The following is a 25,987-nucleotide window of genomic DNA, read 5'->3' on the forward strand; positions in this document are numbered from 1 at the left end:
CCCTTAGCACGAGAAAAGGGAGAAAACGGAACGTCCCATGGGTTCCCGATGACTCGGGGTGCCCATGGGACGTGTTCGTGGGGGCGTCAGGGGGTGTCAGTACCCGGTCGGGAGCCGTCAGTTGGCGCCGCCGGGACGGCCACCGATATCGTTCGGGTCGTCGGGCTCGCCGCTGGATCCGTCATCGTCGCCCATCGCCTGGGTGGTGATGGTGACGGTGGAGCCTTTGTCGGCCTGGGTGCCGGGCGCGGGGTTCATGTTCGTGACGACGGAGAGCATATCCTCGGAGCTGCCGGTGGTGTATTGGATCGCGAAGCCGGCCTGCTGCAGCTTGGACAGCGCCGATCCCAGCGTCTCCGTGTTGAGCTTGATATCCGGCACCGTGACCTTCTCCGCGCCGTCGGATACCCATATAGTCACCGTCGTGCCCTGCGAGACGGGGGTGCCGCCCGCCGGATCCATGCGGATCACCGAGCCGGCCGGCACGGTGGCGCTGTATTCATGCTGGATGTCGATGGTGCCGAAGCCGGCGTCCGTCAGCGTCTTGCGCGCCTGCTCCTGCGTCTTGCCGGTGACGTCGGGCATGCTGGTCATGCCGTTCGACACGAAGAGCGTGACCTCCTGGCCCTGGTCGAGCGCCATGCCGGCCGCCGGGTTGGTGCGGGTCACCTTGCCGCGTTCAACGGTGGCGGAGTCCTCCGGGGTGACGCTGTCGGAGACCTTGAAGCCGGCGTCCGTCAGCGTCTTGCGCGCCTGCTCCTGCGTGTATCCCTTCACATCGGGGATCTTCGCGGACTTGGGGCCGGTGGAGAACCACACGCGCACGGTGCTGCCCTTGTCGACCTTCGCGCCGCCGGCCGGATCCTGGCGGGTGAAGGTGCCCTCGGGTTCGGTCGACTTCGTGTCGTCCATCTTGCGCAGCTTGAGCCCCAACGCATTGAGTTGCTCCTCGGCGCGCGCCTGCGTGGTCATCGCGTTGAATTCGGGCACGGTGACCTGCTCGGCCTTGGAGGGCGCGCCGAAGGCGAACCACAGGCCCAGAGCGAGGGCCACGGCGACGATCACGCCGATGACGGCGCCGATGATGGTCTTCTTCTTGCGGCGTGCCTTGGCGGTCGCCTCGCGCTGGGCGGCGCGTGTGGCCGCCGGCGATGCCATGACGGCCTCGAACTGCCCGGTCACCGGGTTGAAGGCCTGGGTGGTGGTCGCGGCCTCGGCCGGGGACATCGCCTGCGTGGCGGCGTCCTGCTCGGCCTGCTTGCGCGCCTTCATATTCGACAGGTCGGTCAGCGGGTTGAACGAGGCCGCCACCGGCATGCCGCCGTTCATGAAGGTCAGGATGTCGTTCTTGAACTCGGCGGCCGTGGCGTAGCGGTTCTGCCGGTCCTTGGCCATGGCCTTCGCGCAGATCGAATCCCACATCTTCGGCAGGCCGGGCACCACCGCGGAAGGCGGCGTGGCGACCTCGGAGACATGCTGGTAGGCGATGGCGACGGCCGAGTCGCCGGTGAACGGCGGCTTGCCGGTGAGCATTTCGTAGAGCACGCAGCCGGCCGAATAGAGGTCGGAGCGCATGTCGACGGATTCGCCGCGCGCCTGCTCGGGGGAGAGGTATTGCGCGGTGCCGACGACGCCCTGCGACTGGGTCATCGTGGCGGCCGAGTCATCGAGGGCGCGGGCGATGCCGAAGTCCATGACCTTGACGGCGCCCTGTTCGGAGATCATGATGTTGCCCGGCTTGATGTCGCGGTGGATGACGCCCATCCGGTGCGAGTATTCGAGCGCGGTGAGCACGCCGAGCATGACCTGCGCCGCGTCGCGCTGGCTCAGCGGCCCGTTGACCTTGATGATGTCGCGCAGGGTCTGTCCCTTGACGTATTCCATCACCAGATACGGCAGGCGTTCGGTCTGCCCGCCCTCGGCCGAGACGATCTCCTCGCCGGAGTCGTAGATCGCGACGATGTTGGTGTTGTTCATCTGCGCCACCGAATGCGCCTCGCGGCGGAAGCGGCTCAGGAATATCTCGTCGTTGGCCAGGTCGGCGCGCATGATCTTGACCGCCACGGTGCGGCCCAGTCGCGTGTCAAGCGCCACATGGACCTCGGCCATCCCTCCGCGGCCGATGAGCTGGCCGAGCTGGTAACGGCCGTTCGCCAACGAGTTGGGCATATTGCTGCTCATTGCTGCTCCTCCTCTTGTCCCGGGGCCGGCTCGGCCTGGGAAGGATACGCTTGGGTTGCCCCGGATGCGGGCAGTGGCATCGGCCGCGGGGCCGGATGCGGGTCGACGACATGCGCGGGTGCGTCCGCGTTCGGATCGGCGGGCGTGATGGGTGCGCCGGTCGCGTCGAGTTCGATGGGGGACGCAAACGCCGCGGGCGCGGCATCGACGCCCGCCACCCCCGTCACCGTCCGCGGCGCCGGCCTGGTCTGGATGCGCACAGGATCGGCGGCCGTCGAGGCGGCGCGCAGCATCGACGAGCCCGCGTGCGGCGAGCTCATCACGCGGCGCGGCACGCGCCCCGCGGTCACCATCGTGACATCGCTGGAGACGGTCTGCTGGTCGTAGAGGCGGCGCTCGATGCGCTGCAGCGTGCGTGCGACGACCAGCGCGTCGGCCGGGCGGTCCTGCGGATCCTTGGCCAGCATCGACATGACGAATTCGCGCAGCTGCACGTCCACGTCGTCCGGCAGCGGCGGCACCGGGTTGTTCACATGCGCGGCCGCGATGTCGACGGGCGTGGCGCCGGTGAACGGGCGATGCCCGGCCAGGCCCTCGTAGGCGACGACACCCAGCGAATAGATGTCGGATTGCGGCGTGGCCTGTTTGCCCTGCGCCTGCTCGGGGGAGATGTATTGCGCGGTGCCCACGACCATGCCGTCCTGCGTGATCTGGCCCTGGCCGGTCGAATAGCTCACGCCGAAGTCGGTGATCTTGACGGCCCCCGAATCGGCGACCATGATGTTCGCCGGCTTGACGTCGCGGTGGATGACCCCGTGCGAATGCGCGATGAACAGGCCTCGGGCGGTCTGGATCAGGATCGGCAGCAGCCTGAGCGGATCCATCGCCCCCTCCTCATGGAAGAGGTCGGCCAGCGATTTGCTCGGCACGTATTCCATGATGATGAAGCCGATGCCGTCGTGTTCGTAGTATTCGAACAGCGCGGCGATGTTCGGATGCGCGAGGTTGGCGGAATTATGGGCCTCCGCGCGCAGTCGGCGCAGCTTGGCCTCGGCGCTGGTCACGTCGGAACGCAACGCCTTGATGGCCACCGGGCGGCCCAGTTGGATGTCCCAGGCCTTCCAGACCTCGCCCATGCCGCCCTGCGCCAGCCTCGCATCGAGGCGGTACCGGCGGTGGATCAGCTGTCCTTCGATGAGTTTCATTGCCTGAGCGCCTCCTCCATCACAGACTTCATAATGGGGCCGGCCGCAAGCGAACCGAGCAGATCCACGTTGTGCACGACGACGGCGACCGCGATCTTCGGATCGTCCGCCGGTGCGAAACCTATCGTCCATCCGTCGATGGACTCGTTGCTTGCGCCGATCTGGGCGGTGCCGGTCTTCGCCGCCACCTTCACGCCGTCGATGGCGATGTTCTGGTTCTCCTTGGTGACGACCGCCTCCATCATCTGCGTCAGCGCATCGGCCGTGTCCTTGCCGAAGGCCTCGGACATGAGTCGCGGCTTGGTCTCGGAGAGCACGGACAGGTCGGAGGCGCGCACGCGGTCGGTCAGCGTCGGCTGCATCAGCTTGCCGCCGTTGGCCACGGCCGCCGCCACCAGCGCGTTCTGCAGCGGGGTGATCAGCGTGTCGCCCTGGCCGATCGAGGCGAGGGCCAGCCGGTCCTCGGCCGCGTCGGAGGGGAATTTCGAGGCGACGGTTTTCATTGGCGCGCCGGTCGAATCGGAGCCGTCGAGGGTGATGGTGGAGCCGAAGCCGAGTTTCTTGGCCATGTCCTCGACCTCGTCGGCGCCGAGTTTGACGCCGAGCTGCGCGAAGGCGGTGTTGGATGAATACGCCATCGCGTCCTCGAAGGAGATCTTGCCGTCCGATCCGCCGCCGGCCGCCGTCGAGTTGGTCAGCGCGGTGGCGGTGCCGGGCAGCGTGTAGGAGGCACCGGCCGGAAGCTGCGTGTCGGGGTTGTAGTCGCCGGTTTCAAGCGCGGCGGCCGCGACCACGGTTTTGAACGTGGAGCCGGGCGGATAGAGCTGCGAGGTGGCGCGGTTGAGCATCGGATTGCCGGTTTCCTGCACCAGGGCCTGGTATGCGGCGTCGGCCTGCTTGGTGTCATGCGTGGCCAGGACATTGGGGTCGTAGCTCGGGGTCGACACCATCGCGAGGATGCGCCCGGTGCTTGGCTCGATGGCCACGACCGAGCCTTCCTTGCCGTTGAGTTGGTCGTAGGCGATCTGCTGCAGCCTGGGGTTGATGGAGGTTTCGATCGAGGCGCCCTTGTTGGTCTGTCCGGTGACGATCGCCTTGACCCGCGACCAGAACAGCGTGTCGGACTGGCCCGACAGCAATGTGGCGCGGGATGCCTCGATGCCGCGGTCGGCGGGCTGGTTGATCGAGAAATAGCCGGTCACGGGCGCGTAGAGCGGCCCGTTGGCGTAGGAGCGCTGATACGAGAACGCGTCGTTGACCGGATCGGATTTGGCGATGACGGTGCCGTCGGAGGCGAGGATGGAGCCGCGCGGCGCGCCGAGCTCGTGATAGAGCGCGCGCTGGTTGCGCGAATCGGCGTTGAGCGTGTTCGCGCGGATGGCGGTGATGACGGTCGTCGACAGGCCGAGGACGACGAACAGGGCTATGACGGCCGTGAAGAGCTGGCGCAGGGTTTTGTTCATTGTGCGCCTCCCCTCGCCGTGCGTGGGGCCGGGGGAGCGGGGATGTCCGGCACGACCGGATGCTCGCGGGTGGCGGTCAGCTCCGCGTCTTCGTCGAGGTCTTCGGCGACGCTCCCGACGAAGGCGGGGTCACTGCGGAGGGAGGCGACGTCCACCGGTTCGGTGGGCGTGCTCGAGGAGGTGCGGCGGGCGGGCTCCTGTTCGCTGCGCTCCTTGAGCTCGCGGTCGCGCAATGCCGCCAGCGCCTCGTATTGGAAGGTCTCGCTCGAGGTGTCGGCCGCGGGTTTGTTGGCCGAGTTCGAGATGATGACCAGCAGCGTGGCCAACAGGTAGTTGGCGATGAGGCTGGAGCCGCCGGCGGCCATATACGGCATGGTCAGGCCGGTCAGCGGGATGACGAGCGTGATGCCGCCGACGACGGTGAACACCTGGAAGGCCATCGTGAAGACGAGCCCGGAGGCGAGCAGTTTGCCGAAGCCGTCCTTGATCTTCATGGCGGTCACGAATCCGGAGGCGATGATGATGATGTAAAGCAGCAGCACGGCGAGCAGCCCGACCAGTCCCATCTCCTCGCCCACGGAGGCGTAGATGTAGTCGGAATTGGCCAGCGGGGTGATCGAAGGATGGCCCTGGCCCAGTCCGGTGCCGAAGATGCCGCCGGATGCCAGGCCGAAGACGCCCTGCACGAGCTGGTAGGAGCCGCCTGCGGCGGAATACTGCGCCTGGTCGAAGGCGTGCAGCCAGTTGTCGATGCGCGCGCCGACATGGCTGAAGATCGTCGTGGCAGCCACCGCGCCCGCGCCGAAGGCCACGAAGCCGATCGCGATCCAGCTGCCGCGGCCGGTGGCCACGTAGAGCATCGAGACGAACATCGCGAAGAACATCAGCGAGGTGCCGAGGTCATGCTGCACGACGAGCACACCCATCGAGGCGACCCACACGATGACGATCGGGCCAAGATCCTTGATACGCGGCAGTTGGAGCCCGAGCACCTTGCGCCCGCCGACCGCCAGTTGGTCGCGGTGGTTGAACAGATAGGCCGCGAAGAACACGGCGAGGAACAGTTTGGCGAATTCGCCCGGCTGCATCGAGCCCAGGCCGGGGATGTGGATCCAGATGCGTGCGCCATTGACGTTCTGGCCGAGTCCCGGGATCATCGGTGACAGCAGCAGCACCAGGCCCACGACCATGCACACATAGGAGAAGCGGCGCAACAGCCGGTAGTCGCGCAGCGCCACGACAAGCGCGCCGCAGAGCACCAGCGCCACGGCAAGCCAAATCAGCTGCCGCAGCCCCACGGAGGTGCCCTCGGCCTGGTCGATGCGCGTAATCATCGTCAGTCCGATCGCGTTGAGCAGGAGCACGCAGGGCATGATCGTCTGGCTGGCATAGGGCTGGAATTTGAGCACCAGGGCCCAGTCGACGAGCAGCAGCGCGGCGACGAGCGCCAACATGGCCGCATAGCCGGCGGGGAAGCCTCCGGTGGTGCGTTCGAACATCTGCACCAGTGCGATGGCGCCGATGAACATGGCCAGCAGCAGCAGTGCCATCTGACGCAGACGGGTGACGATCATCGGCCCTCACCGTCCTTGTCAGGCGCGTCCGTGGCCTTGTCAGCGTCCTTGTCGGAGGCGTCCGTCGAGGAGGGCTTGGATTGCTTCGACTCGTCGGATCCGGTTTTCCCGGCATCCGCCTTGCCGCTTTTGTCCGCCTCTTCCTTCTGCTGGCGCTCGAGGTTCTTCTTCAGCTCGCGGCGAATCAGATTGGCGTGGCGGATGGCCTCGTCATAGTTGTCCACCGTGATGCCCTCGGCCAGCTGGTCGCGCCAGGACTGGGGCAGCCGGGCCGTTTTGATGGACGTGCGCTCGACCTCGTGCGACAGGTCGATGCCGAACAGATCGGTCGGCACGCCCTGCCAGATCGTCACCGCGCCGTTCGACTCGGTCAGGTAGTACTTCGTCTGGCTCCAGCGCCATGCTCCCCATCCGGCGCCGGCCAACGCGGCCAGCACGGCCAGCACGATGACGACGGCGAGAACGCGCCTGCGCCGGGTCCTGGCATGGTCGGACTTGCGCTTCCTGATCTTCTCGTGGTGGATGGCCTGCGCCACATCCGGGTCGTTCGGGTCGGCCGACAGACGGCCGTCGCTTTTCTGGACGACCGGGATCTCGCCGGTGTCGGGATTGTCGCGTTCGCCGGCTTCCTCGCGCACCGCCGAAGGCTGGGCGATGCGCGCCTGCGCGCCCTCCTCCTCGGCGACTTGCGCGGCCTCCTGCGCCAGGGCCGCGGCGCGCTGCGCGGGCGAGCCGTCGGAACGAAGCGACGGGGCCGAGGCCACCGGTTCGTTGACGATGTCGGCGATCGGCTCGAGGCTGGCACTGGCCGCGCCGCCGACCAGCGGCGTCTGGTGCGGCAGGTCGAAGGCATCGGCGTCGAGCGCCAGCGTCGAATCGGCGATCACGGCCGTCACGTTGTCGGTGCTGCCGGCCTTGAGCGCCATCGACACCAGCGTCTGCGCGCATTCCTCCTGGTCGGACAGCTGGGTCATCATCGAGGCGATCGTCTCATCCTCGAGCACGCCGCACAGGCCGTCGGAGCACAGCAGCCAGCGGTCGGCCGGCCGCGCGTCGAGGATCGCGATGTCGGGGCGCGGATCGATGTCGAAGTCGCCGAGCACGCGCATGACGACGTTGCGCTGCGGATGGTTTCGCGCCTCGGCCTCGGTGATGCGGCCCGTGTCGATGAGGTGCTGCACATAGCTGTGGTCGGCGGTCATGCGGCGCAGCTTGCCGTCGCGCAGCAGATATGCGCGGGAATCGCCGATATGCGAGAGCACCCAGTGGCCGTTCACAAGCGCGACGGCCGTGACGGTCGTGCCCATGCCGGCCAGCTTGCGTTCGCGCTTGGCCTTGCCGACGATCGCGTCGTGCGCGGCCATCACGGAGGTCTCCATCATCCGCGCGATCGCGGCGATGTCCCCTCCCGTGTCGTCCTGTTCGATATGGGCCAGCGACCGTATCGCGATCGTCGAGGCGGTGTCGCCGCCGGCGTGGCCTCCCATGCCGTCGCATATCGCCACCAGATGCTCTCCCGCGAAGGAAGAGTCCTGGTTGTTGGAGCGCACGGTGCCCACATCCGACACGGTGGTCGAATAGAGGAACAGGGTCTGTGGGGTGGGGGAATTCGGCATCGGGCGGCTACCTCAGTTCGAAGGTCGTAGCGCCGATGCGCACCGGGATGCGCGCGGGCAGCAGCGTGGGGGCGGCGATGCGCTGGTGGTTGACCACGGTGCCGTTCGTGGAGCCCAGGTCCTCGATGGCCCAGCGGCCGGTGGCCGGGTCCTGGTAGACGCGGGCATGGTGCGAGGAGACGAATTCGTCGTCGAGCACCACGGCGTTCGAGGCGGAGCGGCCGAGTGTGATCGCCGTCCCGGCGGTCAGCGGCATCGAGGTGCCGGCCAGCGGGCCGTCGATGACGACGAGCAGCGTCGGATCGGCGTTCGGCGCGGGCGTGCCCGGCAACGCCGGATTGGCGGCGGCCACGGGGGCCGTGGCGGTGGCCGCCGCGCGCGCGTGGCGTTCCCTGCGCCGGCGCGAACGCGAGGGGCGGGGGGAGAACGAGGTGATGTCGCGGTGCAGCGAGCGCACCGCGAGCCATGCGAATACCCACAGCAGGATCAGGAATCCATACTTGAGCAACGCGAAGGTGAGTTCGGTCATAATGACGGACCTTGGCTCCGGGTGGCTTAGGCCTGTTCCTCGGAGGAGGCCCAGAACAGGATGCGCGTGCGTCCGATGGTGATGGTGTTGCCGTCGAGCAGCGTGGCGGCCGGGACTTGGTGGCCCTCGACATAGGTGCCGTTGGTCGAGCCGAGGTCGCGCGCGACGACGCCGTTGTCGGTGATGTCGATCTCGAGATGCTTGCGGGAGATGCCCGGATCGTCGATCACGATGTCGCAGCCGGAGCCGCGGCCGATCACGGTCTTCTCCTTGGTGAGCAGATACTGGCTGCCGTTGACCTCGAGCACCGGGCAGTCCTCGGTCTGCGCGTCGGTGGTGACGGGCACGGCGTTGCCCTGCACGGATTCGGAGGTGAGCTTGAAATCGCCTTTGTTGAGGTCGAGGTCCTCCTCGAAAATCACCACCACCGGCCCCACGAAGGCGTAGTGCTGGCTTTTCGCATACTGCGTGAGGTTGTCGGCCAGCTCGTTGGCCAGGGCCTCGCTGCCCCACTGGTCGATGCGGTCGAAGTCCGGAGTGCTCAGCTTGAAGCGGTATTCATTCGGGGCCACCGTGCGGTCGCGGCCGACGGGCATGGCCTCGTTGTCGATCTCGCGCTCCAGCGCGCTGGAGAGGTCGACGGGCTGCAGGTCCTTGGAGCCGAATTTGGCGAAGACTCCGTTGACCTTGTCCTCCACGCCCTTCTCAAAGCGGTCGAGAAAGCTCATAGTACTCCCTTTCTATCCTTGTCATAGTGTACGCATGGTCTCGAACCGAGCCTGCGAGCCTTGGCAATACTTGCAAAAGCTCCATTGCCGTCGGATCTTGATCGGGAGTCGTCGGCATCGCGCGGTGTCGGTGCCGCTCGATGCGATCCGCGGCGCATATGGCGGCATGCGGACCATGACGGGAGAAGGCGTCGGGGCCCGCGGAACGCAGTCGTTCCGCGGGCCCCGACATGGTGGTCGGCGTCTACAGCTCGTAGGTGACGTCGGCGGTTTCGGCGAGCGTGCGGTCGGCGGTGACGATGATGACGCAGTGCTTCGGGTCGCCCTTGTGCGCGAGCGTGGCCAGCAGCCGCATGATCTCGGCGGCGTCGGCGTCGCCGTCCAGCGAGGCGGCCGGCTCGTCGACGATCAGCACCTCGGCCTCGCAGCTCAGGGCGCGTGCGATCGCCACGCGGTAGCGTTCCAGCGCCGGCAGCGCGCCGGCCTTCACTCCGGTCGTCGCGCCGTCGAAGCCCACGCGGGCCAGCAGCTCGCGCGCGATCACCGGCTTGGGCTTCAAGAACGTGCGGTTCGAGGCATCCATCGCATAGAGCACATTGGCCTCGGCGTCCATGTCGTCGCGCACCGCGAACCGCTGCGGCACCACGCCCAGCCGGTGCCCCCGCAGCTCGACGGGCTCGAGCTCCGCGATATTCGCGCTTTTGTTCATCACCGAGCCCGAGGTCGGCGCGACGAGGCCCGCCATCGCGCCCACAAGCGCGCGGTGCTGCGCCGGGTCGCCCGCCGGCACGAGCACGGCATGCGTTTTGCCGGCGCGGAAGACCATGTCCACTTGGTCGAGCACGTTGCGCCCGGAGCGGCGGTCGGCGACGGTGAGCTTGTTGAGGGAGAAAGTCGGATATGACTTGACGAACATCTGCTCGTCCGCATCGCCCAGCTCGCGGTCGATATGCGAGGACAGGCGGGTCGCGGCGGTCCCGGAGGGCGCGGCCTTGGCTGCCGCCGCGGCGGTGTCCGCGGTGTTCTCCGCGGATTGCGCGCCGAGGGCCAGGGTGTCGTTGACCCGCTGCGCGTTCGCGGCGGCCATGGCGGTCGAGGCGTCCACGGAGCGCGGGGCGGATTCGGCGCTGGACGCGTCGTCATCGATGGCTTCGGCTTCGGCGGCGAGAGTGGAGATATCGATGGCGTCCGCCGGCTCGCCGTCGCCTTCGGCGGCATCCGTCTCCTCGTCATCGTCGAAGTCGATGCCGAACTGCACCGTCTCGGGGATCTCGGGGGTTTCGCTGGCGTCGGTGGGCATAGCCGTGGCCGCGGCGTCCACGGTCTCCACGGCGTCCGTCTGCACGGTCTCGGCGGTCTTCTCGGCCATGGTTTCGTCCTTCGTCTCGTCGGCGTTCATATCCAGATGCTCCTTGTCGCCCGTCGTGTTCGTCGTGCCCGTCATGCCTTGGCCTCCGTGCGCGCCTCGAAGATGCGGCTGGCGTCGAAGGCGGCGGCGCCCAGCGCGGCGACGATGGCCAGCGCCAGCGCCGCGGCGAGTCCTCCGCCGACCACCTGCCAGATGATCGTGCCGTTCACCGGGGTGGCGTGGCCGTCGGCCAGCGCGCGGCCGATCGGGCCGGCCGCAAAGCCGCCGGCCACCGCGCCGATGGCCAGACCGAACAGCGTCGGGACGAAGGTCTCGACCATGAACTGCCAGCCGAGGCGGCCCTTGGACACGCCGACCAGCAGGGCGGTGGCGGTCTCCTCGCGCCGCCCGAACCAGGAGGCGGACAGCGTCAGCGCGAGCAGCAGCAGGCCGCCGACCGCCCACACGGCGATGGAGGTCACGCGCATGCGGTCGTTGAAGGCGCCCAGCGGCGCGATGGAGGCTCGATACTCGTCGAGGCTCGGCGAACTCACCACATACTTGTCGTCGAGCTTGGCCTTCTTGAAGGCCTTCTCGAACTTGGTGTAATCGGCCTTGCTGCTCAGCTGGAACACGATGTCGAGGTCGGGTTTGGCCCAGCCCTTGCCGTCGCTGGCGTCGAGTCCGGCTGTGTAGAAGGTGTAATAGGTCGTGTAGATCGCGTTGTCGCGGTTGTCCTTCGACAGCTTCGGGCTGGCCAGGGAAGCGGCTTTGCCGGCGGCGTCGGCCGCGGTGGGCTCGGCGGTGTATTCGTAGATGCCGCGCACCGTGAGCTCGTGCGTCTTCGACTTGTCGCCCGGCTCGGCGACCTTGAATTTGTCGCCGACCTTGAGCTTGTTCAGGGTGGCCAGGTCGCGCGAGATCAGCACGCCGTTGTCCTTGCCGCCGCTGTATTTCAGGTGCTTGCCCTCGACCACCTTGTAGGCGCCGAGGCTGTTGTCCTTCGCCGCGTCGAGCGTGTAGAAGGAGCGCATCAGCAGCTCGCCGCCGGTTTTGTCGGCGCCCGGGTCGTCGGAGCCGGCGATCGCCTTGATCGAGTTGGTCTGGCGCACGGGAACCGTGTCGGTGAGCGTGTATTGGAACTGCAGGCCGGCCGTCTGCACGGCGGTGGCGACCTTGGTGTAGTCGTCCCAGTTGAGATGGTTGTTCTCGGCCCACTTCGGGTCCGTGCCGTCATACTTCGCGCGCGCCTTGTCGCTGAGGCGGACGGCGGCGGTGGCCTTCTGCGCGTCGAGCTCCGAGCCGTTCGCGGTGTCGTTGGCCTTGGCCACCGCCAGTGAGACGAAGCTTGCGAAGGTGATGATCAGGGCCAGCAGAGCGGTCAGCGCGGTGCGCCATTTGCGGCGTCCCAGCGCGGCCCATGCGTTTTTGAGCACAAACATGCGGTACTTCTCCAGTTCTCGTGCGCGCGGGCGTCCGCTGCCGCGGGGAGGGCGGGCGTGCGTCGCAAATTGGCCGGGATGCCATCGCAAGGCGTCGCGAGGTGTCACGAGGCGCAGGCATCCCGTACCTACCCACTATGGTCACGCAATGTGACCGTTGTCTTGTCCATCACTGTTATACCCCTGTGTGGAGTCTGAGAGCTTCCTGTGCGCGGGGCAGCGGGGCCGGTGGCGAAGCGTTGGCGGGGGGAGACGTGGCAGGGGCGCGTGCGGGCGCGTGGGGCGGCGCCCCGGTGGGAATCAGCGTGTGGACTCCGCGATGCGCAACGTGAAGGGCGCGATGTCGTGGGTCGCCGCGGGCCGCGGCCCGTCCGCGTCGAGCTGTTCGCGCAGGCGGCGCACGATGATGTCGGACATCGCATCCATATCCACATCGACGGTGGTCAGCGAGGGTGTGGTGAAACGGCCGATCGTGGCCCCGTCGAAGCCTGCGACCCGCACATCCTCGGGCACGCGCACGCCGGCATCCGCCAGTCCGCGGATCGCGCCGAAGGCCACGGTGTCGGCCATTGCGAAGATGCCGTCGCATTCCGGGTGCTCCGCGGCGAGCCGTCGCGCGGCGACCTGGGCGTTCTCGTAGGTCCAGTCCATCGGAACGCACATGGCCTCGGTCAGCTCCATGCTGTGTTCGGCCAACGCTTCGCGCACTCCGGCCAGACGGGTCGAGCCGACGAGATCGGCCCATTGCTCACCATTTCCCCGGTCGATCTGGTCGCGGCCCGCGCCAAGGATGAAGGGACGGCGCACTCCGACCTCAAGCAGATGCGCCATCGCGGCCTTGGCGCCGTCGTGATTCGGTGTGTTCACCGTGCAGAACTCGTTTTGGTCCGATAGCTCGTCGACGAGGATCAGCACGCGTCCGCGGGCCAGGTTGCGTGCTTCGTCCAATGACATGCCGTGCGTCACCAGCACCAGCGCGTCGCAGAACAAGCGGGGGGTCTGGCCGAGGATGCGGCGTTCCGATTCCTCGGAATAGAGGGTCTGACGCACGATGGCGTGCATGCCGGCGGCGTCGATGCGCCCGGACATCGCGCGGGTGAGGCGGCCATAGAAGGGGGAATCGAGGTCCTGCACGATGATCTCGACGAATCCGTTGCGCCCCGAACTCAGGGCGCTGGCCGCGACGTTTGGGCGGTAGTCGAGCTTTTCGATGGTCTCGAGCACGCGCCTGCGCGTCGCCGCGCCGACGTTCGGTTTGCCATTGACGACGTTGGAGACGGTCATTTTCGAGACGCCCGCGGCCTCGGCGACATCCTGGATCGTGGTCGTCATCGCTGCCCTCCCCTGTGTTTTCGGCTTCATTATACGGTTTGTCGGGTCTGCGAGCCGCATGGCTCCCGTTGGATTTGACAAGTCCGATATCAAGCAATACCATCTAGTTTACCGGTACAAGTTTACCGCTAAATGAAACGCAAAGGAGCAGATATGTTGACATTGAGGAAGAAGGCCGTGGCTCTCGCGGCGGCCGCCGCCATGATCGTCCCCCTCGCGGCCTGCGGATCCGATACGGCAGCCAAGGACGACTCCACCGCCAAGGCCGACGGCGGCGCCACCGAGCTCAACGTCTGGGGCTGGGAGCCGCTGCTGAGCGATGTGATCGAAGGATTCGAAAAGGAGAATCCGGATATCAAGGTCAAGCTCACCAACGCCGGCACCAACGCCGACGAATACACGGCCCTGAGCAACGCGCTCAACGCCGGCTCCGGCGCCCCCGATGTCGTGCAGCTCGACTTCAACGCCATCCCCCAGTTCGCCCTTACCGAAGGCCTTGAGGACCTGGGCCAGTATGGCGCCGACGGCATCATGGACCAGTTCACCAACGGCGCCAAGTCCGCCGTCACCGTGCAGGGCAAGGTCTATGGCCTGCCGCTCGGCACCGGCCCGATGGCGATGTTCTACAACAAGGAGGTCTTTGACAAGGCGGGCGTCACCGAGGCGCCGAAGACCTGGGACGAGTTCTACGAGGCCGCCAGGAAGATCCGCGCCACCGGCTCCTACATCACCTCCGACTCCGGCGACGCCGGTTTCGCGATGTCGATGATGTGGCAGGCCGGCGGCGAGCCCTTCCAGCTCGACGGCGAGAACCTCACCATCGACCTGACCGGCGACAAGGGTGTGCAGGCCTTCGCCGAGTTCTGGCAGAAGATGATCTCCGAGGATCTCATCGACACCAAGACGGCCGGCTGGTCCGAGGATTGGTACAAGTCGCTGAACGATGGCTCGATCGCCTCGCTGCTCACCGGCGCCTGGATGCCGATCACGCTGGAGAACAGCGTCAAGGATGCGGCCGGCAAGTACCGCGTGGCCGCACTGCCCACCCCGAGCGGCGAAGCCGTGAGCTCCGAGAACGGCGGCGGTGCGCTCGCGGTCGTCAAGGGCACCAAGAACGCCGAGGCGGCCTACAAGTTCGCGCAGTACGTCGCCATCGGCGGCGGCAACAAGACCTTCACCGAGGGCGGCAGCTTCCCTCCGGACAAGGCCACCTTGGAGGACAAAGCCTTCCTTGACAAGGAATGGGACTACTTCGGCGGCCAGCAGATCAACCAGGTGCTCGCCCAGTCCGCGGCCGACGTGAAGACCGAATTCCAGTTCCTTCCCTTCCAGGTCTACGCGAACGACGTCTACGCCGACACCGTGGGCAAGGCCTTCTCCGGCGACGGCACCACCATGCAGGACGGCCTCAAGCAGTGGCAGGACAAGCTCGTCGAATATGCCGAAGGCCAGGGATACACCGTCAATAAGTGACCGTCCAACGGCTGAAAATAGCGTGGATGGTGTGATTCGCAGCGCGCCGTCCATATGAGGATTCTCCTCCTCGAACGAATGGGTGGCTTCCGCCCCACACGGGACGGACGCCACCTTTCCATGTCCGGGTAAGGCAAAGGAAGGCACACCATGAACACCGCCGGATATCTCTACACCTACTTCAGCGGCGACGAAACACTCGCCGACGACCAGCAGGTGCGCTTCGCCGTAAGCCGCGACGGCCTGCATTGGTCGCCCTTGAACGGCGGGCGGCCCGTGCTCGAATCGCAGATCAACGATTGCGGGGCGCGCGATCCGTTCGTGCTGCGGCTGGCCGACGGCGGGTTTGTGTTGATCGCCACCGACCTGAACACCAAGCATCCCCGGTATGCGGATGCCGAGGGACGCCCTGACTGGGACCGCATGGAATCGGACGGTCGCACCGATATCCTCGTGTGGCGTTCCGATGATCTCGCGCACTGGTCCGGTCCGACGTTGCTGCCCGTCGCCGACGGCGTGGGCGCCGGCAATGCGTGGGCACCCAAGGCCGTGTGGGTGCCGCAGGCCGGCCGGTATCTGATCGCATGGTCCAGCGCCACGGGCGGCGATGGCTATGCCAAGGAGCGCATCTACGGCTGCTGGACCGGGGATTTCACGACCTGTTCCGAGCCGTTCCCCTTGTTTGACGACGCGCATTCGCGCATCGATATGCTGCTGATGCCGTGCGACGACCGGTGGCTGATGGTCATCAAGGACGAGCGGGACAAACGCATCGATGTCAAGGTCTCCGCCCGGCTCTTCGATGGGGACGGAGCGACATGCGAGCCATTGTCGGCCGGTTTCGCCGATGTGCCGCAGCGCGCGCTCGCCGACCTGAGCTGGGTCGAGGGGCCGGCCGCCGTGCGTCGCGCCGATGGGACGACGCTGCTTTTCGTCGACGAATACGCGAACGCCAGGCGCGGCTATATTCCGCTGATCGCCGACGATCCGACCCGTGCCGGTTCCTTCCGCGAACTCGGGGTCGAAGAATACGAAATGCCGCCCTTCGCACGCCACGGCTCGCTGCTCGCCATCGACGAGAACGAGTGGCGGAGCCTGACCGAGGCTTTTGGCGGCGTCGACCGTTGATTCCGGACCGGCCCCGCTCCGTCCGCTGCGCCGCCGACGCTGCTAAGCCTTCCCCAGGATCGTCAGTGCGATCAGCGTGACGTTGAGGGCGATGATCAGCGCTGCCACCGCGACGAACAGCGCGTGCTTGAACCGCCCGTCGGCCCATTCGCCCATCAACTCGCGGTCATGCGTGTATCGCAGCAGCGGAATGATCGCGAAGGGGATGCCGATCGACAGAATCACCTGGCCGATCACCAGCGCCATCGTTGGATTCGGGGCGAACCACAGCACCACGAGTCCCGGAACCAACGTGACCAGGCGGCATGCCCACATCGGTGCCCTGACGTGCAGCAGGCCGCTCATGATCTCCTCGCCGGCATAGGTGCCCACCGAGGTCGAGCTCAGGGAGGAGGCGAGCAGGCCGATCGAGAAGATCGTGCCGATCACGGGGCCGAGCACCGTGACGATCGCATGCTGCGCGCCTTCGATCGAATCGGTGCCACTCATGCCGTACAGCGAGTTCGCGGCGAGGATGAGCAGGCACAGGTTCACGCTGCCGGCGAGCAGCAGCGCCCACGCCACATCGATCTTCGAGCCGCGCAGCAGACGCGGGATGCTGGGCTTGGACTGGCCGGGGGCGTAATGGTCGTTGACCAGCGTCGAATGCAGATAGATGGCGTGCGGCATGACGGTGGCGCCGAGCATCGAGGTGGCCATGAGCACCGAATCGGTGCCGCGGAAATGCGGGACGAGGCCGCCGACCACCTCGCCTGGGTTCGGCGGGTCGATGAACAGACCGGCGATGAATCCGAAGGTGATGACCAGCAGCAGCGTGATGACGATGCGTTCGAACAGCCGGTGCGTCCGCCCGCCTTCGAAGCGCAGCAGTATGGTCGAGGCCGCGCCGATGACGCAGCCGCCGACGAACAGCGGCAGTCCGAAGAGCAGATTGAGCGCGATGGCGCCGCCGATCAGCTCGGCCAGGTCGGTGGCGATCGCGATGACCTCGGCCTGCGCGAAGAACATGAAGCGACCGGCGTCTCCCATGCGCTCGCCGAGAATCTGCGGCAGCGATTTGCCGGTGACGATGCCGAGTTTGGCGGATTGATACTGGATGAGCACGCTCATCGCGTTGGCCATCACCAGCACCCACGCCAGCAGATATCCATAGCGTGCGCCGGAAGTGATGTTGGCGGCGACGTTGCCCGGGTCCACATAGGCCACAGCCGCCACGAAGGCCGGTCCAAGGATGCCCGCGAGCGTATGCCGGCCATGGTGCGGCTCTCCGTCCGCAGCCCCTTTCGTCTGATTCGTGTTCCCTGTCATGCTCATACCAACCCCGTTTATACAGCGCCGATGTAACGGGGCGGGCTTGGCGTCGAGGCGTTGTCGGGCGGTCTTCGTCGAATTATGCTCACGGTGAAATCATGGAATGGCATCCGTTCGGGAATGTTGGGGGAGGTGACAAGGAACGAAGGAGCCCCGCCGAGGGGTTCCGGGAACGGCAACGATAGCCGTCCAGGGCTCCCAGCGGAGCCGCGGGCGGCAAGCCAAACCGCTCCAACTCCGGCCAAGGAGTATGGATTATGGCAATGTTTCCGGCTTTGATGAACGACACGATGTTCTCCGATCTGTTCGATGACCCGTTCTTCGCGGGGTGGCGCGAGGCCGCCAACGGTGCGGCGGATCGCATGCCCGTCCAGTCGATGATGAGCACGGATGTGAAGGAGACCGACACGGGCTATGACGTCGACATCGATATGCCCGGCTTCAAGAAGGACGACATCAACCTGGAGCTGAGCAACGGCTATCTGACGGTGTCCGCGCAGCGCAACAGCTCGCATGAGGACAAGGATGAGGGCGGCAAGTGGCTGCGCCGCGAACGTTACGCGGGCTCGGTGTCCCGCAGCTTCTATGTGGGCGACGATGTGAAGGAATCCGACATCCACGCCTCTTATAAGAACGGCACGCTGTGCCTTGAGGTGCCGAAGGCCGAGGCGAAGCCGCAGGTCGAGGCCAAGCATCAGATTGCCATCGAGGGTTGATGATGGAACGGGGCTGCGATTGTCGGTTTAGACGGGCGATGTAGGAATCGAACCTAAAGCAAAAGGGCTGGAACCAATCGGTTCCAGCCCTTTTCGCTGGTGCGAGTGGGGGGAGTTGAACCCCCACGAGCATACACTCACTGCCACCTGAAGACAGCGCGTCTACCATTCCGCCACACTCGCAGACAAATGGATAACTTACCACGCCCCGCCAATTAGCGCAACAAGGCGTGTCGTGGTGTGTTTTCTACAACGCTATAACCATCGTCGGTCCCACTCTCCGTGGGAATGGCGAGATTCCAACGATTGTTTTGGTGAGGAAGGTCGAGATGGTTATAGCGTTGTAGTGAGACCGTTATTCCCCATAAAAATGGGCCATCGTCTCATCGCGGAACTCGCTGAAATAGCCGCCGTCGATCGAGGCGCGGATATCGTCGAGCAGCTTGATGAAGAACCTCTCGTTGTGGATCGTCGCCAACGTGAATCCATTGAGCTCGCGGGCGCGCAGCAGATGCGTGACATACGCCCTCGAATAATTGCGGCAGGTGTAGCAGTCGCAGCCTTCCTCGAGCGGTCCGAAATCGGTTTTGAACTCGGCGCGTTTGACGTTGTACCGCCCATGCCGCGTGAAGATCGCCCCGTTACGGCCGCAACGGGCCGGGGCCACGCAGTCGAAAGTGTCGCCGCCGTTCTCGACGCAGGCGAAGATATCGTCCACCGAGGCGATGCCGAGCACATGCCGCGGCCGGTCCTCGTGCATCGCGTCGCAGATCCACGCGCAGGTATTGCCGATGATGCGTTTCTCTATCGCGCCGCCGATGCCGACGCCGTCGAAGTCGAGCGAGGCGATCTGCGCGGCCGCGTGCCGGCGCAGGTCCTCGTAGTTCGCGCCCTGCACCACGCCGTAGAGCGCCTGATAGGGTTTGCCGACGCGCTCGGCCGTCAGCCGTTCGTGCTCGGCCACGCAGCGCTTCGCCCAGCGGAAGGTGCGCTCCACCGAGCGCTCCTGATATCCGCGCGTGTTCATCAGCGTCGTCAGCTCGTCGAAGGCGAACATGATGTCGGCGCCGAGCTTGTGCTGAATGCCCATCGATATCTCGGCGCTGAACCGGTGCAGCGAGCCGTTGAGCGGCGATTTGAACGTCACGCCGTCCTCGTCCACGAAGGCGAGCCGTTCCTTGCCCTCGGCGATCACGTCATCCGATTTCATGCCGCTGACATCCATCGCCAGCGTCTTCTTGAAGCCGGCGCCGAGGCTGAGCACCTGGAAGCCGCCGGAATCGGTGAAGGTCGGCCGGTCCCAGTTCATGAATCTGCCGAGGCCGCCGGCGGCGTCGAGTATGTCCTCGCCGGGGCGTTCGAACAGATGGAAGGCGTTGGCGAGCATGCACTGCGCCCCGAGGTCCTTCATCGTCTCGGGCAGCACGGCCTTCATCGCGGCCTGGGTGCCGACCGGCACGAACGCCGGGGTTTTGATATCGCCATGTGGGGTGTGGATGATGCCGGTGCGTCCGTATCGCGCGCCGTTCCGTCCCAAGCCGTCGGCGGAATCAGGAAGCCGGGTGATGGTTTCGAAGGAGAAGGCGGCGCGGTCGCCGGGTTGCCCGGGCTCGGCGCCGCGCGGGTGCTCAAGGAAGTCGGTCATACGCTTCACTCTAGGCGAACCGAGGGGCAAGGCCTGTTCCATCGCCGAAACCCTTGTATTGCGCGGTGTTCGGCAACTTGCGAGAGGTTTACCCTATGCCTTTCGGATAACGTTCAGGAAACTTCCAGAGGTGGGGCCTTTACTGCTAGATAGCAATGCAGAGCCGGCGGCGCGATTGCTGATCCCATACAAGCCGCCGACGAATGGAGGACATGATGGCCGAAGAGAACAACGGCTGGAACGCTGAGAAAGACACGCAACCCACCACCCCGATCACCCCGGCCGAGGCGCCCGCCCCGGCCCCGACCCCGGCAAGCGAAACCCCGACCAACGAAGCGCCGACCGAAGCGGTGCTGCCGGTCGACGACGCCCCGGACTATTCCGTCGCCAAGGGCGAGTCCACCGTCGTTTCGGGAGCGCCGCAGCCGCCGGCCGACGCCCCGTATCGCCCGGCCCCCGAATACGGCGCCTACGGGCCGACCCCGACCCCGGCGCAGAATCAGACGCAGCCTGCGAACGCGCAGCCGGCATATGGCGCGTCGAACCAAGCGCCCCAGCAGACTGACCGCAATCCGTATTACAGCGGCAATCCCTTCACCAATCCGCAGGGTCAGGCTCCGCAGAACCCGCAGGCTCCGCAGTTCCCGCCCCAAGGCCCCCAGGGTCCCCAAGGCCCGACCGCGCCGGGCAATCCCTTCGGCGCTCCGAACGGCCAGCCGGGCCAGCCCGGCCCCAACGCCAACGGCCAGCGCACCGCGGCCAAGCCGCTGAGCTCCACCGCCAAGGCCATCATCGCAGCGGTGGTCGCCGCCCTCGTCGCCGCGGCCCTGTGCCTCGGCCTCGGCTTCGCGGCCGTCACCGAAGGCTGGGTGAAGCTGCCCGCCAGCAACTCGCTGGCGAACGTCAATTCGAACCAGTCCGGATCCGGCTCCGCCACCGCCAAAACCGGCGAGGCCCCCGACTGGCAGGCCGTCGCCAAGCAGGTCTCCGGCTCGGTCGTCGCCATCCAGACGATCATGCAGAACGGTTCGGCGAAGGGCTCCGGCGCGGTCATCGACGCCGAGAAGGGTTACGTCGTCACCAACAACCACGTCATCTCCGGCGCGCAGAAGATCCAGGTGACGCTGAGCAATGGGCAGATGTATTCGGCCCAGCTCGTCGGCACCGACGTGACCACCGACCTCGCGGTCATCAAGCTCGACAATCCGCCGAGCGACCTCAAGGCCGTCGAATTCGCCGATTCCAGCAAGCTCGCCGTCGGCGAGAACGTGATGGCCGTCGGCAATCCGCTCGGCTACGACGACACCGCCACCACCGGCATCGTCTCCGCGCTCAACCGCCCGGTGAGCGTGATGGACGAAGAGTCCGGCTCCCAGATCGTCACCAACGCCGTGCAGATCGACGCGGCCATCAACCCCGGCAACTCGGGCGGCCCGACCTTCAACGCGGCCGGCCAGATGATCGGCATCAACTCGTCGATCGCCTCGACCTCGAGCTCCTCCGACACGGCGGGCTCCATCGGCATCGGCTTCGCGATTCCGTCGAACCTCGTCAAGCGCGTCTCCGACGAGATCATCAAGGACGGCAAGGTCAAGCATGTCGCCCTCGGCGTGACGATCCGCACCAATGCGGTCGAGTCCGATGGCGTCACCCGCGCCGGCGCCCAGATCGTCACCCCGTCCACCGGCGGCTCCGCGGTCGTCTCCGGCGGCCCCGCCGACAAGGCCGGCCTCAAGGTCAACGACACGATCGTCGCCTTCGACGGCAACGCGGTGAACAGCAACGAATCCCTGCTCGGCTTCGTGCGCGCCGCCGCCCTCGGCGACAAGGCGACCCTGACGATCGTCCGCGATGGCAAGACGATGGACGTCGAGGTGACGCTTGACCAGCAGGAGGAGTCCGTCAACGGCACCAACAAGTCCGAGTCCGGCAATGGCAACAGCCAGGACGGCAACGGCTTGGGCGGCCAGAATGGCCAGAATGGCCAAGGCAACGGCCAGGGCGGTCAGGATGACCAGAACGGCGGCGATTGGGGCGGCCTGAGCGACCCTTTCGGCCTCTGGTAAACCGCCGGTTCCGCTGAAAGCGGATTGGGGCGGCCCGCCCCGCCATATTGTTCCATGCGGTGCGCCGCGCGATCCTCGTCGGGTTGCGCGGCGCACCGCATATTGCTATGGTGTGGGGGACAATTTCAAACGCATAACTGAATATCGAATATCTTTACGCCGTGTGTCGGAATGCAGCGCTCCCGGGCAATGCCGCCGATGGGCTAACAAGGCGTGATCGCAGCTCCGGTGCGCGCGAAAGCGGTTGGCGCGCCCGGTTCCGTATACGACGTAAGGAGCAGACGATGAATCGTATCGTTTCGTTCTTCCGCAAAGTCTGGGGCGTGTGCACGCTGGTGCCGCCACTGCCCGTCACCGTCCTCGCCGTCATCCCGATTGCGCTGCTGTGGAATGCGCGCCCGTGGAGCCATCCGTTCTGGTCCGTCGACCCGTCGATCGGCCAGTGGATCGTCATCGCCATGGTCGCCTACACCGTCATCGACACGCTGCGCGGCATGATTGACGACATCCGCCATGGCCACGTCGGCGTGGATATCCTCGCCGTGGTGGCGATCCTGTCCACCGTGGCCGTGCAGGAATACTGGGCCAGCTGGGCCATCGTGCTCATGATCTACTCCGGCGAGGCCATCGAGGAATACGCGCAGGCCAAGGCCGAAAGCAACCTCACCGCCCTGATGAAGGCCGCGCCCGTCACCGCGCATGTGACGCAGCTTCCCGGCGTCGGCCCCGACGCCGCCCGCAACGTGAGCCCGGTGCGCCGCGATGCTGATGGCCGTGACTTCCGTATGGTCGCCGCCGGCGACGGCGTGTGCGCGCTGACCGGCCGCACGGGCGACGAGTGCGAGTCCGCCGTGACCAAGGCCGACGAGCGGTATCAATTCGACGATGCCGACATGCATTTCGAGACCGTGCCGGTCGAGCGGGTGCGCCTCGGCGATGTGCTCGTCGTGCTGCCCGGCGAAACCGTGCCGGTCGATGGCGAGCTGCTGTCCGTCTCCGCCACGCTTGACCTGAGCAATATCAACGGGGAGCCCGTGCCGCGCGAGGTGTATGCCGGCGCCCGCGTCATGTCCGGCGCGATCAACGGCTCGACGACGCTGGCCATGCGCGCCACCGAGCTCGCGCGCGACTCGCAGTATCAGCGCATCCTCGAACTCGTCTCCTCCGCGCAGAACTCGCGCGCCACCGTGGTGCGCACCGCCGACCTGCTGGCCGTGCCATTCACCGTCATCTCCTTCCTCATCGCCTGCACCGCGTGGATCGTCTCCGGCGTGCCCGCGCGCTTCGCGCAGGTGCTCGTCATCGCCACGCCCTGCCCGCTGCTCATCGCCGCGCCTGTCGCCTATATCGCCGGCACCGGCCGCCTCGCCAAGGCCGGCATCCTCATCAAGGCGCAGGAAGTGCTGGAATATCTGGGGCGCGTGAGCCATGTGTTCTTCGACAAAACCGGCACGCTGACGGTGAAGAAGCCGCAGGTGGTGCGCGTCGACACCACCGAGGGCGAACCGTTGAACGACGACCATATCCTCATGCTCGCTGGCGTGCTCGAAACCTATTCGGTGCATATTCTCGCGCAGGGCATCGCGAAGGCCGGCTCCGAGGCGATTGCGCGGCTCAATGCCCGTGCGGCCGCCGGCCAGCGTGACTGCCCCGAGGCGGATGCGCCCGGCCACGGCGTCGACCGGCCCGTGGTGCGCAATGTCGAGGAGGATGCCGGCAAGGGAGTCTCCGGCGAGGTCAACGACCACCGCGTGCGGGTCGGGCGTTTCGCCTTCGTGACCGAGGGCACGGATACGGTGCCCGACGCCGATCCGACCGCGGTGTTCACCGCGCCGCTGGCCGCCGACGAGATGAGCACCTTCGTGTCGGTGGACGGGCGTCTCGTCGCGCGCATCGTGCTCAAGGACATCCCGCGCGAGAACGCCAAGTCCTCGCTGGCCCGTCTGCGCGAACTTGGCGTGCGCCACCTGTCCATGCTCACCGGCGACAAGCGCGCCTCCGCGAATATCATCGCCGGCGAGGTCGGCATCGACGATGTGCGCGCCGAGCTGTTCCCCGAGGACAAGCTCGCCGCCGTCAAGAACGCCACGGTCGAGACGCCGCCCGCGCAGCCGTGGTGGGACAAGATCGTGCAGAAACTCACCGGCGAATCCATCACCCGTTCGATCACCATGATGGTGGGCGATGGTGTGAACGATGCTCCGGTGCTCGCCTCGGCCGACATCGGCATGGCCATCACCGACGGCACCTCCACGGCCGCCTCCGAATCGGCGCAGGTGGTCATCATGAACGACGACATCGCCGCCGTGCCGCGCGCCATCGGCATCGCCCGGCGCACCAAGCGCGTGATGCTGCAGGCCGTGGTGGGCGGCTTGGCGCTGTCGATCATCGCGATGGTGCTCGCCGCGTTCAACCTCATCCCCGTGGTCGCCGGCGCGTTCCTGCAGGAGGCCATCGATGTGGTGTCGATCCTGTGGGCGCTGACCGCGCTCTTCGACAAGGAGTGAACCGGACAGTTGGCGGATGCGCCGAACAGTTGGCGGCCTCGGACGGATATAGGCGTGGAAAACCGTGTATTTTTCGTCTTGGTGGCGCCGGGCATCCGCCAACTGTTCGTGCTATCCGCCAACTGTTCGTCTTGGGCATCGTTTCCGGGCCCCGTGACCCCTGTTGGCGCAGCTCAACTTGCGGTAGGCTAGTGCCCCGTGACTGAATCTCAAGAACTTCGTATTGCCGTTATCGGCGCTGGCCCGGCCGGCGTCTACTCCTCCGACATCTTCCTGCGCCAGCTCAAGAAGCTCGGCGAGGAGCTGGGCGTCGGCACCGCCGCCCGCATCGATCTGTTCGAGAAGCTGCCGGTGCCTTTCGGTCTGGTGCGCTACGGCGTCGCCCCCGACCATCCGTCGATCAAATTCATCGCCGACGCGCTGGAGAAGACGCTCGACAACCCGGATATCCACCTCTATTGCGATGTGGAGTTCGGCAAGGACGTCTCGATCGAGGAGCTGCTGGAGCGCTACGACGCCGTGCTCTTCGCCACCGGTGCCGTCAAGGACAAGCCGCTGAACCTTCCGGGCGCGGACCTCGAGGGTGTGTATGGCGCGGCCAAGTTCGTCGAATGGTATGACGGCTATCCCACCGGCGCCCGCGAATGGCCGCTGACCGCCGAGCGCGTGGCCGTGATCGGCGGCGGCAACGTGGCGATGGACGTGGCCCGCGAGCTGATGCGCAATGCCGATGATCTCAAGGCCAAGACGGACATCCCCGACAACGTCTACGAGGGCATCGGGCGGAACCGGGCCAAGGAACTGCATCTGTTCATTCGCCGTGGCGTGGCCCAGGCCAAGTTCAGCGTGCAGGAGCTTCGTGAGATGGAGAAGCTGCCCGGCGTGCAGCTCATCATCGACGAGGACGATTTCGACCTCGATGACGACACCATCGAGGAGGCCGGCAAGGACAAGCTCACCCGCCAGATGGTCGAGGAGCTGTTCGCCATCCGCGAGATGGCCGAGGACATGGAGGACGACGGCGACGTCGACTTCGAAGGCAATCCGGCTGACCGTAAATACTATGTCCACTTCAACTCGGCGCCCACCGAGATCCTTGGGGCCGACGGCAAGGTGTCGGGCATTCGCGTCGAGCGCACCGAAACCGGCGCCGACGGCGTGATGCACCGCACCGGTGAGTTCATCGATATTCCGGTTGAGGCCGTGTATCACGCGATCGGCTATCAGCCGGCCGAGGCGCCCGGCATTGCCTATGACGACAAGGGCGCGCATCTGGCCAACGCGAATGGCGACGGCCGCATCACCACCGAAGCCGCGGGCGGCGAGGTGCGCGAACGCCTCTACGCCACCGGTTGGGCCAAGCGCGGCCCGGTCGGCCTGATTGGTTCGACCAAGTCCGATGCGCTCGCCATCGTCACCAATATGCTCGAGGATCTGGCCAAGGCCGCTACCGGTGGCCGCGTGGCCCCCGACCGCGACCCCGAATCCATCGACCGCCTGCTCGCCTCGCGCGGCGTGACTCCGATCGACTTCGCCGGCTGGAAGCGCATCGACGCCTTCGAACGCGCCGAGGGCGGCAAGGAAGGCCGCGAGCACAAGAAGGTCATCGACCCGGAGCAGATGAGAAAGCTCGCGAACGAAGGCTGAGCAAAGCGCGCCCGCTCTTTCCTCCCCTTGCAGGGGAGGTGTCGCGCGTAGCGCGACGGAGGGGTAGCACGGGCCG

17 protein-coding genes, 1 tRNA gene and 1 pseudogene are annotated in these 25,987 nt (G+C 66.3%); 6 read left to right on the top strand and 13 right to left on the bottom strand.

Annotated features, from left to right (window positions below):
* Window positions 1–117: 117 nt before the first annotated feature.
* The 10 genes and pseudogenes from pknB to AC1AUD_RS08930 form a co-directional block, all read right to left on the bottom strand.
* Window positions 118–2,181, bottom strand: a complete 2,064-nt coding sequence (gene pknB / locus AC1AUD_RS08885; protein ID WP_476573986.1) for a Stk1 family PASTA domain-containing Ser/Thr kinase — start codon at window positions 2,179–2,181, stop codon at window positions 118–120.
* A gap of 308 nt (window positions 2,182–2,489) precedes the next feature.
* A pseudogene (locus tag AC1AUD_RS08890) lies at window positions 2,490–3,386 on the bottom strand (serine/threonine-protein kinase); the annotation flags it as partial.
* Window positions 3,383–4,849, bottom strand: coding sequence for a peptidoglycan D,D-transpeptidase FtsI family protein (locus tag AC1AUD_RS08895; protein WP_476573987.1), 1,467 nt, complete (start codon window positions 4,847–4,849; stop codon window positions 3,383–3,385). The pseudogene AC1AUD_RS08890 and the gene AC1AUD_RS08895, both read right to left, overlap by 4 nt.
* Window positions 4,846–6,423: an FtsW/RodA/SpoVE family cell cycle protein gene (locus tag AC1AUD_RS08900; protein WP_476573988.1), complete on the bottom strand. Its 1,578-nt coding sequence runs from the start codon at window positions 6,421–6,423 to the stop codon at window positions 4,846–4,848. Before AC1AUD_RS08900 ends, AC1AUD_RS08895 begins: the two co-directional genes overlap by 4 nt.
* Complete coding sequence (locus AC1AUD_RS08905) at window positions 6,420–8,039, bottom strand: PP2C family protein-serine/threonine phosphatase (protein ID WP_476573989.1); 1,620 nt, start codon at window positions 8,037–8,039, stop codon at window positions 6,420–6,422. The genes AC1AUD_RS08900 and AC1AUD_RS08905 overlap by 4 nt, the downstream gene beginning before the upstream one ends.
* 7 nt (window positions 8,040–8,046) lie before the next feature.
* Entirely contained in the window at window positions 8,047–8,568 is a 522-nt protein-coding gene (locus tag AC1AUD_RS08910; protein ID WP_476573990.1) for an FHA domain-containing protein FhaB/FipA, read from the bottom strand.
* Between the two features lie 26 nt (window positions 8,569–8,594).
* Window positions 8,595–9,296, bottom strand: coding sequence for an FhaA domain-containing protein (locus tag AC1AUD_RS08915; RefSeq protein WP_476573991.1), 702 nt, complete (start codon window positions 9,294–9,296; stop codon window positions 8,595–8,597).
* 244 nt (window positions 9,297–9,540) lie between these two features.
* Complete coding sequence (locus AC1AUD_RS08920; protein ID WP_476573992.1) at window positions 9,541–10,740, bottom strand: ATP-binding cassette domain-containing protein; 1,200 nt, start codon at window positions 10,738–10,740, stop codon at window positions 9,541–9,543.
* Window positions 10,737–12,086: an FtsX-like permease family protein gene (locus tag AC1AUD_RS08925; protein WP_476573993.1), complete on the bottom strand. Its 1,350-nt coding sequence runs from the start codon at window positions 12,084–12,086 to the stop codon at window positions 10,737–10,739. The genes AC1AUD_RS08920 and AC1AUD_RS08925 overlap by 4 nt, the downstream gene beginning before the upstream one ends.
* Before the next feature lie 300 nt (window positions 12,087–12,386).
* Window positions 12,387–13,418: a LacI family DNA-binding transcriptional regulator gene (locus AC1AUD_RS08930; protein WP_476573994.1), complete on the bottom strand. Its 1,032-nt coding sequence runs from the start codon at window positions 13,416–13,418 to the stop codon at window positions 12,387–12,389.
* 153 nt (window positions 13,419–13,571) lie between these two features.
* Here AC1AUD_RS08930 and AC1AUD_RS08935 point away from each other — a divergent pair, with 153 nt between their 5' ends.
* A complete protein-coding gene (locus tag AC1AUD_RS08935; RefSeq protein WP_476573995.1) occupies window positions 13,572–14,891 on the top strand; it encodes an ABC transporter substrate-binding protein in 1,320 nt (439 codons plus the stop codon).
* A gap of 150 nt (window positions 14,892–15,041) precedes the next feature.
* The gene (locus AC1AUD_RS08940) at window positions 15,042–16,019 is read left to right on the top strand and encodes a glycoside hydrolase family 43 protein (RefSeq protein ID WP_476573996.1); all 978 of its coding nucleotides are present in this window, start codon (window positions 15,042–15,044) and stop codon (window positions 16,017–16,019) included.
* A gap of 42 nt (window positions 16,020–16,061) precedes the next feature.
* Here the strand turns inward: AC1AUD_RS08940 and AC1AUD_RS08945 are convergent, their stop codons facing one another.
* Window positions 16,062–17,327, bottom strand: a complete 1,266-nt coding sequence (locus tag AC1AUD_RS08945; protein WP_476574018.1) for an Nramp family divalent metal transporter — start codon at window positions 17,325–17,327, stop codon at window positions 16,062–16,064.
* Window positions 17,328–17,587: 260 nt separating this feature from the next.
* Here AC1AUD_RS08945 and AC1AUD_RS08950 point away from each other — a divergent pair, with 260 nt between their 5' ends.
* Complete coding sequence (locus AC1AUD_RS08950; RefSeq protein WP_476573997.1) at window positions 17,588–18,046, top strand: Hsp20/alpha crystallin family protein; 459 nt, start codon at window positions 17,588–17,590, stop codon at window positions 18,044–18,046.
* 97 nt (window positions 18,047–18,143) lie between these two features.
* On the opposite strand, the gene AC1AUD_RS08955 is transcribed toward AC1AUD_RS08950, so the two are convergent.
* Both AC1AUD_RS08955 and tgt read right to left on the bottom strand, forming a co-directional pair.
* A tRNA-Leu gene (locus AC1AUD_RS08955) sits at window positions 18,144–18,229 on the bottom strand.
* A 172-nt stretch (window positions 18,230–18,401) separates the two neighbouring features.
* A complete protein-coding gene (gene tgt, locus AC1AUD_RS08960; protein WP_476573998.1) occupies window positions 18,402–19,691 on the bottom strand; it encodes a tRNA guanosine(34) transglycosylase Tgt in 1,290 nt (429 codons plus the stop codon).
* A 212-nt stretch (window positions 19,692–19,903) separates the two neighbouring features.
* Between tgt and AC1AUD_RS08965 the strand changes: the two genes are divergently transcribed.
* The 3 genes from AC1AUD_RS08965 (at window position 19,904) to AC1AUD_RS08975 (ending at window position 25,911) form a co-directional block, all read left to right on the top strand.
* Window positions 19,904–21,757 carry a S1C family serine protease gene (locus AC1AUD_RS08965; RefSeq protein ID WP_476573999.1) on the top strand — a complete coding sequence of 618 codons (1,854 nt, stop codon included), beginning with the start codon at window positions 19,904–19,906 and terminating at the stop codon, window positions 21,755–21,757.
* A 284-nt stretch (window positions 21,758–22,041) separates the two neighbouring features.
* On the top strand, window positions 22,042–24,264 hold the full coding sequence (locus tag AC1AUD_RS08970; protein WP_476574000.1) for a heavy metal translocating P-type ATPase: 2,223 nt from the start codon (window positions 22,042–22,044) through the stop codon (window positions 24,262–24,264).
* Between the two features lie 198 nt (window positions 24,265–24,462).
* Entirely contained in the window at window positions 24,463–25,911 is a 1,449-nt protein-coding gene (locus AC1AUD_RS08975; RefSeq protein ID WP_476574001.1) for an FAD-dependent oxidoreductase, read from the top strand.
* Window positions 25,912–25,987: the final 76 nt, after the last annotated feature.

The sequence above is a fragment of the Bifidobacterium sp. LH_730 genome, from assembly GCF_056355835.1.